At 59.7% G+C, this 12,298-nt stretch carries 7 protein-coding genes; 2 read left to right on the top strand and 5 right to left on the bottom strand.

Annotated features, from left to right (window positions below):
- Positions 1-68: 68 nt before the first annotated feature.
- From KGB21_RS26285 to aspA, 5 genes are all read right to left on the bottom strand, one after another.
- Positions 69-1,076, bottom strand: coding sequence for an AraC family transcriptional regulator (locus KGB21_RS26285; protein ID WP_034149348.1), 1,008 nt, complete (start codon positions 1,074-1,076; stop codon positions 69-71).
- Between the two features lie 115 nt (positions 1,077-1,191).
- Positions 1,192-5,829, bottom strand: a complete 4,638-nt coding sequence (locus KGB21_RS26280) for a dermonecrotic toxin domain-containing protein (protein WP_223507161.1) — start codon at positions 5,827-5,829, stop codon at positions 1,192-1,194.
- Positions 5,830-5,948: 119 nt separating this feature from the next.
- Positions 5,949-6,953 carry an asparaginase gene (locus KGB21_RS26275; protein WP_223507160.1) on the bottom strand — a complete coding sequence of 335 codons (1,005 nt, stop codon included), beginning with the start codon at positions 6,951-6,953 and terminating at the stop codon, positions 5,949-5,951.
- 139 nt (positions 6,954-7,092) lie between these two features.
- Positions 7,093-8,541, bottom strand: a complete 1,449-nt coding sequence (locus KGB21_RS26270; RefSeq protein ID WP_034149346.1) for an alanine/glycine:cation symporter family protein — start codon at positions 8,539-8,541, stop codon at positions 7,093-7,095.
- A 432-nt stretch (positions 8,542-8,973) separates the two neighbouring features.
- Positions 8,974-10,398 carry an aspartate ammonia-lyase gene (gene aspA, locus KGB21_RS26265; protein ID WP_034149344.1) on the bottom strand — a complete coding sequence of 475 codons (1,425 nt, stop codon included), beginning with the start codon at positions 10,396-10,398 and terminating at the stop codon, positions 8,974-8,976.
- A gap of 180 nt (positions 10,399-10,578) precedes the next feature.
- On the opposite strand from aspA, the gene KGB21_RS26260 reads away from it, so the two are divergent.
- Both KGB21_RS26260 and purE read left to right on the top strand, forming a co-directional pair.
- Positions 10,579-11,496, top strand: a complete 918-nt coding sequence (locus KGB21_RS26260) for a LysR substrate-binding domain-containing protein (protein WP_223507159.1) — start codon at positions 10,579-10,581, stop codon at positions 11,494-11,496.
- A 309-nt stretch (positions 11,497-11,805) separates the two neighbouring features.
- Positions 11,806-12,297 (top strand): 5-(carboxyamino)imidazole ribonucleotide mutase, encoded by a 492-nt coding sequence (purE, locus tag KGB21_RS26255; RefSeq protein ID WP_034149342.1) that lies wholly within the window; start codon positions 11,806-11,808, stop codon positions 12,295-12,297.
- Position 12,298: the final 1 nt, after the last annotated feature.

Below are 12,298 nucleotides of genomic sequence, written 5' to 3'. Positions count from 1 at the left end.
GCGAAAGCAATGTTCGAGTCAATGGAGGTGCGTCGGATGTACCGGCCTCATCGCCAGCAAGCCAGCTCCTACAGGGGCCGGTGCTGCGGGCGGAATTGGCTGGGCGCTACTCCGCTCCAGCGCACAAACGCGTGGCGGAAACTCGCGGTCTCGCTGAAGCCCAGCGCCTCGGCTATTTGATAGATGGGCAAATGATCCTCGCAAAGCATTTGCTTGGCCTGCTCAAAGCGCAATTCGTCGAGCAATTCCTGATAGCTGCACCCCATGTCCTTGAGATGCCGACGCAATGTACGCGCCGAACAATTCATCTGCTCGGCCAGGCCTTCGAGCCCTGGCGCCGCGTTCAATTGTGCGCTGAGCAACTGTCGAATCCGCCCCAGCCACGCCTGGCGCCCGGTGAATTCGAGGTTCTGTTTGCGGCAGCGTTCGGCCATGGCTTGATGGGTGATGACGTCGGCCAGCGGCAATGGCTGGTCGAGCCAGCGCTTGTCGAAGGCAAAGGCGTTGTCCCGTGCCCCGAAGTGCAGCGGGCAATTGAAATGTTCGGCGTAGGTCGCCTCATAGTCGGGCGCAGCGTGCTCGAAGCGTGCGGCCAGTAGCGGTAATGAATGCCCGAGCAGGTCGTCACAGGTGACCTTCAGCGAAACCAGGCAAAACTCGGCGTTGAACACGGCCATTGCCGGGCTCTCGCGATAATCGGCAGCCACGAACCAGATACGTTCGCCATCGTCTTCCAGGCTTAGTTCGAAAACTGTTCCCAGCAACGCCGGATAGCGTATCGCCAAACGCAAGGCGTCACCGAAGGTGGCACTGGTGAGCAATGCGTAACCGAGCATGCCGTAACAGGAAACGTGCATCCGCCGACCCAACTCCAGGCCGATGTCACGCTTGAGCGCGACGGCATTGGCACAGACCTGCATCTCTTGATTGGTGGTGATGCGCGTGTCGGCACGGTTCAGATCCGCAGCGCTGATGCCACTTCCGGCCAACAACGCATCGCTGGACAGACCCTCGGCCTTGAAGGCATCGAGCACCAGCGAAACGGCGTTGAGCGTTGTGAGGTGTGAGTGGAGCATGGGCAGTACCCGTCATTTGTTTGATCGGGACGGAGCAAGTAGCGTGCCGTGATTCAACGCCCTCACTTTCGCAAGGGCGCCTGAACGTTAGCAAAAAGCCAACAGCCGGGATGCTTCAGGTCGTGCTGAAAAACAGTCGCTTGGCCTGCTCCAGCCCGATCATGCTGCGGTAGTGCGCAAGGCGTTGAGGCCCGCTCAATCCCTGAGTCGAGTCGGCGGCCATGCCCAGCCCTTGTTCATGTGGCGTTTTCAAGCGTGCGTAGACGAAGGATTTTGCCGGCACCCAGGATGTCGAGTACAGAAAGTGCGCATACCAGAGTATTTGCCGGGTTTTGCGGTCGGTGATGCTGTACTCATCCAGGTACAAGGTTTTGCCTCCTTTGAGACGACGTCGAGTGACGGTTTTTGCAACACTGATTGCATTGTTATTGTTGAGCCACTCAACACCGGGGACTGTAGGAGGCTGTTGCTTGATCATCGTCAGCATGTTGTTAGTCGCTTGCTGGTAGAGATTCTCCGCTGCTTCGGTGAGGGCCTTGTTGACGGTCGCTGCCGGGAGATTATTGCTCTCTGTAGCGTTACTGCTGGTCAAGGCTTTCTCGATGTCGCTGCTGGTCTGCTCCATTTGCAGGGCGTACTGGTGAAACAGGTATTCGATCCCTCCCGGCGAGCGCCCTGGCTGCTTGATGTATTCGGTCATGCGGGTATTGAACGCTGCCAGTGAATCGAGCAGGGATTGGCCCTTGTTAAGACTGATCTCAAGGTTCGGTGCCGCGGTGGCTGTTTTGGGGGGGTTGACTCGCTCGACCCAGACCCCCGGTGTTTTCTGATGGAAAGTGGCAATGACCTTATCGGTGAGGGGGGACTTGATATCGACGAGGTTGGTCTCCAACCCTTGATCCGACAAGCGCGGCTCGCCGATGAGCACGCCGTTGTAACGCGTCCTGATGAACTGTTTCTTTGGCCTTGGCGGTTGCACAGGCAGTGCAGGACGACTTCTGAGAATTTCCCTTTCGTCGAGCACCAACACCAGATTGCGCTCGGCGCGCTGACGGAATTCGTCGAGCTGCAGGCGAAGCTTCTTTACCGGCGCTTCCAGAGTTTGCGCAGAGAACGTTGTCTTGAAGTCCAGCAAACGTTCGTCGATGACGCTGAACTGTTCGATCAGATCGTTCAGGGAGTCGATTCGCTCGTCGAGCCGGCTGATGCTGCGTTCATTCAGGGTGTCGCGCAGGGTTTGCACGACAATGTCGGCGGTGTCGACGATCTGGTCGATGGTGAGCCAGGCCTCGGCCGCCGTCGCCACCGAGTTTTCCGGCAGGCATACGTTGCGCGCCAGTGTCACCTGGAGGGCCTTGAGGTCATCGAGTGAATAGCCGGGGAGCTTCGATCGGCTGTTCTGAATCACCCGTAGCCCTTCTTTTTCGAGGCGCTTGAGCTCTGTAAACCGTTCCTGAATCTGCTCCAGGCGCGAAATCATGTCTTGGTTCAGCTCAATCAACTGTCGAACCGCCGGGATTTGACGATCATGCCGGTCCTCGGACTGACGGTCGATTTGATTCAGAACGGCCCGCAATTTCGGGGTGAAGACAGTGAGCGCTTCGCCAACACCGGCGGTTATCAGCTCAAGCTGAGCCTTGAGATAGCCAAGGGATTTTTGTTGATAGTCCGCCGTCGGCGAAAAGACATGCAGCGATTTGAGATTGCTTAGCGCTGCCGCGTATTCCGCGCGTTGGGATTCCAGTGCCTGGAGGTAGAGCTGACGTTTGGCTTGAGCCTCGTCAGCGGTAGCGCTGCTCATTGCCTGGTGAGCTTTCTGGAGTTCTTGCTGGGCCGTCGCTTTACGCTTCTCGAAAGCCGTGAGTTTTGTGCGCAGTTCCTTGGCTTCGCGCTGGCCTTCGGTCTCGGCCAGGCGGGTCAGGCTCGTCGAGCCGCCGCCGCGCAGGCGCAAGCGAACATCAACCACCCACTGTCCTGGCAGGGTGTGGGCCAGGGCCGGGCCAGAACGGGCAGGCTCTTTTGCGTCGATGATCACAACGGTGCCGTTTTCATCCACCGTGACCTCAAACCAGTTCGGTCCCACCGGGGCGTACCATTTGCTGTTGAGGCTGTAGAGATGTTTATAGGCGCCTTCTTCGGTGTTGGCGGTGCCAAGCCCCTCGGGACGGGTGATCTTGAAATGATCAAGCACGGTCGCGAGGCTCGCGGGCGTTCGATTCGCAGCGCCGCTGATGCTGACCCCTTGCTGGAGATTGGACACCTGATGGGGGGCGCTTTTGCTCAGTTGCTCGACGCTGATTTTTTTCTCCGTCGATTCCGGAAGCTTGGGTGCCTCGGTCGTGGCTAACTCCTTCGCCAGACGCGGATCAATGTTGCTTCGGGTACTGATATGTAACGTGATCGCCATTCCGAGATTGAGCAGTACATCCGTGAGCGCCGCCCATTGCGCCTGCGTATCTTCTTTCTCATGGGCCTCGTGCAGCTCTTGAAGTTGATCCATCACTTGCCAGATCCAGGCGCCGATGCCGACGGTACGCCCCAGAAACGGAAGAACTGAATAGAACAGCATCCAGCCGGCCTGCTTGAAACTGGCCCAGCGGTTTTCGGCGTTCGAAACCGACTGACGATCGGCGAGCGTCACCAACGCCTGAGCATTGGCCTTGAACAGGGCTTCGGGCAAATCGCCCTCAAGCGCTTTTCCACCCAGACCCATTGGCCCGGTCATTGTCGTGAGCTTGTCCGGGTCGATCAAGAAATCGGTAATGGTCCAGGGTGAAGGCAGCGTGCCTGGAAACACGTAATTGGCGTAGTCGCTGCTGACGTCTTCCGGTAGCCAGGCCAGCATCGTGTCCCGCAGGCTGGCCGATTGCTGAATGGCGTACAGCAAGTTGCTCGGCGATGGGTACTGACTCAGTGGCTGATCGAGCATCGGCCGATAGAGCAGGCACGGACCGGCTGCCGAGTCCTCGGGGCCGATCACGAACATGTTGGCGACCTCGTCCTGCGAGCCGTCTTTGCGGCGTTTGGGTGCGAAGGTCAGTGGCCGTATGACGATGGTCTGGCCTTCCACCACGCGATTGTCGGTCTCGGGTTCCATCGCGGCGGCGACGTAACGGTACCCGCGTGCATCGATGCCGTTCTCTTCGCGAATCTTGCATTGCAAAGCCTGCAGCGGTAACTGGATGCGCAGGTGTTGGGTGAACAGGGTTTGTCGGCGCAAGGCTTCTGGCGAGTTATCGATCAGTTCGCTTTTGATCAGTTCCGGGTAAGTTGAGCCGATGTCCGCCTGGCTGATCAGTTCTTCGATGTACTTGACGGTTAGCCATGCGGGAAGCGTTTTGCCGCGGGTGGAATGCAGCGTCTTGTCGCCCAGAGGCAATGCAATCAGGTTTTGCAAGGCAAGGTCGGCAACACTGAAGTTGAAGGTATCAATCTTGCCCGGGACGGTGAACGTCCCCCAGATAACGGGGCTCTTGACCCGAAGCTGAATCGACTCAAGCGCCGTTTCCAACTCTGGGGCCTCTTGCAAAACCTTGGCATGTTCCAGGAGTTTGCTGGAATGGAGTGCGTTCAATTTGCTCAGTGCGTACTGGCGGATGGGCAGGATTCCGTCCATATAGGATTTGCCCTCGTTCTGACTGTGCAGCGCGGCCAGATCCTTCAGATGTCGCGAGTAGTTGTTCAGATCCGAGAGTGACGCCGTACTCAGCCAGTCAGGCAGCGCATCCTTGAACCATTCCAGACCCGGTCCTGTTTTTTTGACACTGTCATCCACTTCGGGTGTCGGGGTAGACGGGAGCTTGTTCGGATTGGCGGTTGCAGGGAGAGAAAAATCCATGGCGCCAATCACATCGATCTGGATGGAGATCAACGCGCAAGCCTGGTAATCGAAAATGCTGTCGAGGGGCTCCAGCAGTCGCCACTGAATTTTCTGGGCGGGCTCGGCCGTGCTGACATGCTCAGGCAAGGTGGCACCGAGCTTTTCCAGGGAGTCGAATTTTTGAAAGCCCTTGAGCAACGAGTGGGCAAGGATGATCGTGCGCCCTTTGTGCGTGCCGATCAGCACGACAATCGACACCTCATTGAGGTGTGTGACCTTTTCGCCATCGACCAGGTCGATGCCAATCAGATAAGCGTTGCTTTTGTAGGGATCGTTGAGCTTTCTGCTCGCAAGATCCGGGGCGCGAAACAAGCTACGCGCCATCTCGCAGTCATCGTTATCCCAGCCCCCGATCCGATCAATATTCCAGACTTCGCGCAAGGTCTTGGATAGCTCGTGCCAACGTGGCTGCGAACCACTTTCGGGCGCATTCCAGAACGCCAGTTGTTGTTCCTGGAAGGCGGTGAGCATGACCGGTGCCAGCAGGTTGATCAGGTTGGCGATTTCGTCGATGCGCACCGGCAGATGGATCTCGGGCTCGGTAATCGGTTGTTGCGCCAGGAAGTGCTCACCCTCGATGTACAGTGCAGGAACGCCGTGCACGACCTGGGCAGCGAGAATGTCGGTCAATGCCTGGAACGTGGGGAACCCGGACACGACTTGGTCATTGACGATCAACCATGTGGGCGTGCCGACCATGGTAATGGTCGGGTCGAGATCCAGCGTGGGATAGAGCTTGCGCAAGTGCTGGCGCAACAGGACCGCGGCTACGTCGCGCAAGTCGGGACCGACACTGAGTTGAGTGATCAGGGTATCGGTCGGGTTGTGGCGAGAGGGCGTGTCGGGTGTGGGAGTTAAGGCTGGTGTACTCATCGTGCATCCCTGCGTTTCAAAGTAATGGAAGCGGCTCGAGGTCAGGCCTCAAGGCCGCTTCCATGCTAGGGAGTCACGATTTGGAGAGGGTGGTAATTATGTATATGCCGGAGTGGGGTTCAGCTCAGTTCACCGCACAGATCCAGTTCCACGAGATTTCGTATTTGGGCGTTATCCAGCCCTGCGCCCAATAGCGCATGGAGCTTGCCGAACGCGGCTTCACGGGTCATGCCGCCACCGGACAGAACTCCCGCGCCACGCAAGCGGCTACCGGCTTCGTAGACATCCAGCTCGACACCCCCTTCATGGCATTGCGTGACCGCCAGTACCACGACGCCTTGTTCCTGCGCACGCTTTAGGCTGGCCAGGAAATCGGGGTTGTCACTGGGCCCCGTGCCGCTGCCGTAGCATTCCAGCACCAGGCCTTGAATCCCGCTGGTCAGCAAGCCATCCAACACCTCGGCGCCGATGCCGGGGAATAGCGGCAACACAGCGACGTTCGCCAGTTGCCTGGGTTGGTTGTAATGCAGTTGCGGCGGAATCGAAGCCGCTTTCACACCGCCGCCCTGACGCTCCAGGCGCTTGAACGGGTGCCGACCGAAACTGCGCACTTTGGCGCACCGGGTCGGGTCCAGTCGTTCGCCGTGGAAATACAAATGCACGCCCGGGGCCAGGCCCTCGCCTAAGGCAACCAATGCGCCACCGAGGTTTTCCCAGGCATCGCTGTCGGTGACGCCGGCCGGCAGCATCGAGCCGGTGAAGCACACGTGGGCGTTCAAGCCGATCAATTGAAAACCCATGGCGGCGGCGCTGTAGGCCAGGGTGTCGGTGCCCTGCAGGATCAGCACGCTGTCGCAGCCTTGCACATCTACGGCGTCGACCACTGCTTCACGCAGTTGCTGCCAATAAGCCGGGCTCATGTTGGCGCTGTCGATCAGCGGCGACATCTCGCGAAAGCGCCATTGCGGCACCACGAGATCAGGCTGGCTGTGCAGGTACTCGCGCATCCGCGCTTCGAAACCGGACGCCGGGGCCAGGCCGTTGGCGCTCGCCTGCATGCCGATGGTGCCACCGGTATAGAGCACCATGACGTGCTGGCCGGCAGGATAGGTCGAAGAATTCATGGCGCTGCTCCGAGAACAATGACGTGCTGTAGGAGCCGGCTTGCTGGCGATGGCGGCCTGATCATCAACATGGATGTTGAACGTGATGGCCGCATCGCGAGCAGGCTCGCTCCTACAAGGTATGGCGCACTTTAACCGATCAGCGTTGCGCTGCGGTCACGCCTTGCAGCCCGGGCTGAGCCTGAGAAGCCGCTGGTGGATTCGCCGGCCAGGCCTGACGATCGAGATCCAGATCCGGGAACTTGCTCGAGTCGAACACTGGGGTCTTGATTCCGGCAGCGCGCTGGTCATCGTAGTCACGCAGGATGCGCATGCCGACCTTGAACAGCAGGAACAGGGCAATCAGGTTCACGAACGCGAGCAGGGTCATGGTGATGTCGGCGAAGGCGAACACGGTGCCGAGGTTTTCGATGGCGCCCCAGAAAATCAGGACCAGTACCAGCGCGCGATAGCCCATGAGCGCTTTGCGGTTTTCACCGATCAGGAAGCGCAGGTTGTTCTCGCCCAAGTAGTAGTTGTAGAGAATCGAGGTGAACACGAACAACGCCAGCGCCACGGAAATGAACATCCGGCCCCAGTCACCGACCACGGCGGCCAGGGAGTTCTGGGTCAGGGCAATGCCGTCGCCTTCGAAGCCCGGGGTGTAGAAACCCGAGAGCAGGATCAGCAACGCCGTGCAGGTGCAGATCACGAACGTATCGAGGAACACGCTGAACGCTTGAACCACGCCTTGCGCCACCGGGTGCTCGACCGCTGCGACCGCTGCCACGTTCGGCGCGCTGCCCAGGCCCGCTTCGTTGGCAAACACGCCACGCTTCACGCCCATGATGATGGCGCTGCCGATCAGGCCACCGAAGGCCTGGTCCAGACCGAAGGCGCTCTTGACGATGGTCATCAACATGCCCGGTACGTGGTCGAATTGCAGGACGATCACGTAGAGGGTCACGCCGATGTACACCAGGGTTTTCACCGGCACCAACAGGTCGGCGACCTTGGCGATACGCTTGATCCCGCCGATGAACACCAGGCCCAGCAGCACGGCCAGGCCGATGCCGGTGTAAGTCGTGTCGAGACCGAACGCGTTGTTCAGCGAGTGAGTCACGGCGTGGGCTTGCAGGCCGTTGAAGGCGAACCCGAAGGTCACCAGCAACAGGAACGCCATCAACATGCCGAGCCAGCGCTTTTGCAGACCGTGCTGGATGTAATAGGACGGGCCACCACGGAACTGGCCTTCGGAGTCGCAGCGCTTGTAGAGCTGGCCGAGGGAGCATTCGAAGAAGCTGCTGGACATGCCGACCAGCGCGGTCACCCACATCCAGAACACCGCGCCCGGGCCGCCGAGGGTCACGGCGATGCCGACACCGGCGATGTTGCCCGCGCCGACGCGGCCGGCGAGGCTGAGCATCAGTGCCTGGAACGAACTGAGTTGCCCGGCGCTGCTTTTGAGGCTGTCGCGGAACACCGCGAACATGTGGAAGAAGTGACGCAATTGAACGAAACGCGAGCGGATCGTGAAGTAGCTACCGAGCCCGACAATGAGCACGATCAGTACTTTCCCTGAGAGGAAGTCGTTAATGACTTCGAGCATGGATTATTCCTCGCTGTTTTTGTGTAGGCAAATGCTGGCCGGTCAGACACATCGAGTTACATCAGTTGGCACTCGGCACAACAGGTGGGTCGATGTCCGTCCCGGTTTCATATCGCGGGTTTGTTATTAGTTCGGGTTTCGCATGGGTTCAGGTCTCGCTACCGACGACCGCCCACGTGAAGAGGGGCGGCACTATACCGATGGGAGTGCCGTCCGTCTGCACGGTTGTGGTGCATGCGGTGAAACGAAGATCAAAAGATCGCAGCCTGCGGCAGCTCCTCCATTTGAATACGGCCCCTGTAGGAGCTGCCGCAGGCTGCGATCTTTTCGCTTTTAAAAAAAAGGGCCTGGAGAATGATCTCCAAGCCCTCAAAAGGTGAGAGGTGTCTAGTCCCTCGACCTGGTGAGCGGTGCTACCAATAACGCGTCGGTTCAGGCTTTAAGCGGAACCAGACGCGGAGCAATCATGTTTTCCGGGCGCAGGATGTCGGCGAGCATTTCTTCGTCGAGCAAGCCTTCTTCGCGCACCAGTTCCAGCACGCCGCGGCCGCTTTCGAGGGCGATACGGGCGATGCGGGTGGCGTTTTCATAGCCGATGTACGGGTTCAGTGCTGTCACCAGACCGATCGAGTGCTCGACCAGTTCACGGCAGCGCGCTTCGTTGGCGGTGATGCCGGTGATGCAGTGTTCGCGCAGCATGTCCATGGCGCGTTGCAGCAGGCGGATCGAGTCGAAGATCTTGAAGGCGATCAGCGGCTCCATCACGTTCAGTTGCAGCTGGCCGCCTTCGGCCGCGATGGTCAGGGCCAGGTCGTTGCCGATGATCTGGAACGCCACCTGGTTAACCGCTTCCGGGATAACCGGGTTGACCTTGCCTGGCATGATCGAGCTGCCTGGCTGACGCGCCGGCAGGTTGATTTCGTTGATGCCGGTGCGAGGGCCGCTGGACAGCAGGCGCAGGTCGTTGCAGATCTTCGACAGCTTCACCGCGGTGCGCTTGAGCATGCCGGAGAACAGCACGAAGGCGCCCATGTCGGAGGTGGCTTCGATCAGGTCGGCAGCTGGCACCAGCGGATGACCGCTGATGGTCGCCAGACGTTGAACGGCCAGGTGCTGGTAACGCGGGTCGGCGTTGATGCCGGTGCCGATCGCGGTGCCGCCGAGGTTCACTTCGGTCAGCAGCTCAGGTGCCAACGTTTTCAGGCGTGCCAGGTCTTCGCCCAGAGTAGTGGCGAAGGCGCGGAATTCCTGGCCAAGGGTCATCGGCACGGCGTCTTGCAGCTGGGTACGACCCATCTTCAGGACGTGGCTGAATTCTTCACCTTTGGCGGCAAACGACTGGATCAGGCTGTCGAGGCTGGCCAGCAGCGCGTCGTGACCCAGCAGCAGACCCAGACGGATTGCCGTCGGGTAGGCGTCGTTGGTGGACTGCGCCATGTTCACGTCGTTGTTCGGGTGCAGGTACTGGTACTCGCCTTTCTCGTGACCCATTGCTTCGAGGGCAATGTTGGCGATCACTTCGTTGGCGTTCATGTTGGTGGAAGTACCGGCGCCACCCTGAATCATGTCCACCACGAACTCTTCGTGGAAGTCGCCGCGGATCAATCGTGCACAGGCTTCGCTGATGGCAGCGTGCTTGGCTTCGCTCAGGTGACCCAGCTCGCGGTTGGCGTCAGCGGCGGCTTGTTTAACCATCGCCAGGCCGACAACCAGCTTCGGGTAATGCGAAATCGGAACGCCGGAGAGACGGAAGTTATTCACCGCTCGCAGGGTCTGGATGCCGTAATACGCTTGAGCCGGTACTTCGAGTACGCCAAGCAGGTCTTTTTCTGTGCGGAATGATGCAGCGGAGGACATGATAGAAATCATCTCAATATGGACCCGGTCTGTGCCGGAACACTGCAAATGCTAGGCTTGTGGAGAATTTTGGGCCAATGCTGTTAAACACTGGCCTATGCACATTCGGCATAATGCCCGTGTGACGCCGCGTTGACGGCGAGCGTGTGACCTAATTTGGTGCGTGTCCGGGAGGACGTGATGAATCTGGAAAGTAAATGGCTCGAGGACTTCAGTGCCTTGGCCGCCACCCGCAGCTTCTCCCAGGCCGCGGAACGCCGCTTCGTGACCCAGCCTGCGTTCAGTCGGCGAATCCGCAGTCTCGAAGCGGCGCTGGGGCTGACGTTGGTCAACCGTTCGCGCACGCCGGTCGAGCTGACAGCGGCGGGGCAGTTGTTTCTCGTCACCGCGCGCACCGTGGTCGAACAGCTCGGCGAGGTGCTGCGCCATCTTCATCACCTGGAAGGCGGGCAAGGCGAAGTGATGCAAGTCGCTGCCGCTCACTCGTTGGCGCTGGGTTTCTTCCCGCGCTGGATCGCGCAACTGCGTAACGAAGGCTTGAACATCGCCACGCGGCTGGTCGCGACCAACGTCGGCGATGCGGTGCATGCGCTGCGTGAAGGCGGGTGCGACTTGATGCTGGCGTTCTACGACCCGGACGCGGCCATGCAAATGGACCCGGAAATTTTTCCGTCGCTGCACTTGGGCAATACCGAAATGCTGCCAGTCTGCGCGGCGGACGCCGACGGCAAGCCGTTGTTCGACCTGGAAGGCGAGGGCAGTGTGCCGCTGCTGGCCTACAGCGCCGGCGCGTTTCTCGGGCGTTCGGTGAACATGCTGCTGCGCCAACGGGCGCTGCGATTTACCACCATCTACGAAACCGCGATGGCGGACAGCCTGAAAAGCATGGCGCTGGAAGGGCTGGGGATTGCCTGGGTGCCGCAACTCAGCGTACGCGCCGAACTGGCTCGCGGCGAATTGGTGGTTTGCGGTGGCCCGCAATGGCATGTGCCTTTGGAGATTCGGCTGTACCGCTGCGCGCTGGTGCGCAAGGCTAATGTTCGGTTGTTATGGCGCAAACTCGAAGGCGGCGCCGCGCAAACCTCCATCAACCCGTAGGAGCCGGCTTGCTGGCGATCCATGCGACGCGGTGTGTCAGGTTAGACCGCGTCGACTTGATCGCCAGCAAGCCGGCTCCTGCAAGGGATTTGCAGTGTGTTTTGGCTGACCTCTGAGTCAATAAAACCGGCGCTTTGCGCTGTATGACGGATGGTCGATTCGGGGGCTGTTTATCTGCTTCATTGAGGTATACTGCGCGGCCTTCGGCCGGTTACGACCGGCCATAATTCGTACAATCAAGCCACGCATTCTGCGTGGCTTGTTGTTTTTTGATGCGCCTGCGGGCGCCCAGAGAGAAGAGGCACGACGATGAGTGCATTGGTTGGCGTGATCATGGGCTCCAAGTCCGATTGGTCCACCCTTAGCCACACCGCCGATATGCTGGAAAAGCTCGGCATCCCTTACGAGGTGAAGGTGGTTTCCGCTCACCGCACCCCGGACCTGCTGTTCCAGTACGCTGAAGAAGCCGAGGCGCGTGGCATCGAGGTGATCATCGCCGGTGCCGGTGGCGCGGCCCACTTGCCTGGCATGTGTGCGGCCAAGACCCACCTGCCGGTGCTGGGCGTGCCGGTGCAGTCGGCGATGCTCTCGGGCGTCGATTCGCTGCTCTCTATCGTGCAGATGCCTGCGGGCATTCCGGTCGCCACCCTGGCCATCGGCAAGGCTGGCGCGATCAACGCCGCGCTGTTGTCGGCGAGTATCCTTGGCGCCAAGCACCCGCAGTTCCACGAAGTGCTGAAAACCTTCCGTGCTGAGCAGACAGACAGCGTCCTGGAAAATCCAGACCCACGCATCGCCTGAG

Origin of the sequence: Pseudomonas sp. GL-RE-29 (assembly GCF_019947275.1) — a bacterium.
GTDB lineage: Bacteria > Pseudomonadota > Gammaproteobacteria > Pseudomonadales > Pseudomonadaceae > Aquipseudomonas > Aquipseudomonas fluorescens_A.
The sequence above is the reverse complement of the archived record's forward strand: the minus strand, read 5'-3'. Positions and strand labels throughout refer to the sequence as shown.

What these genes read in the sequence shown, in the direction of transcription:
- KGB21_RS26260 (WP_223507159.1), top strand. Translation starts at nt 10,579, where the DNA reads ATGAATCTGGAAAGTAAATGGCTCGAGGACTTCAGTGCCTTGGCCGCC.
- KGB21_RS26280 (WP_223507161.1), bottom strand. Translation starts at nt 5,829, where the DNA reads ATGAGTACACCAGCCTTAACTCCCACACCCGACACGCCCTCTCGCCAC.
- aspA (WP_034149344.1), bottom strand. Translation starts at nt 10,398, where the DNA reads ATGTCCTCCGCTGCATCATTCCGCACAGAAAAAGACCTGCTTGGCGTA.
- KGB21_RS26270 (WP_034149346.1), bottom strand. Translation starts at nt 8,541, where the DNA reads ATGCTCGAAGTCATTAACGACTTCCTCTCAGGGAAAGTACTGATCGTG.
- KGB21_RS26275 (WP_223507160.1), bottom strand. Translation starts at nt 6,953, where the DNA reads ATGAATTCTTCGACCTATCCTGCCGGCCAGCACGTCATGGTGCTCTAT.
- purE (WP_034149342.1), top strand. Translation starts at nt 11,806, where the DNA reads ATGAGTGCATTGGTTGGCGTGATCATGGGCTCCAAGTCCGATTGGTCC.
- KGB21_RS26285 (WP_034149348.1), bottom strand. Translation starts at nt 1,076, where the DNA reads ATGCTCCACTCACACCTCACAACGCTCAACGCCGTTTCGCTGGTGCTC.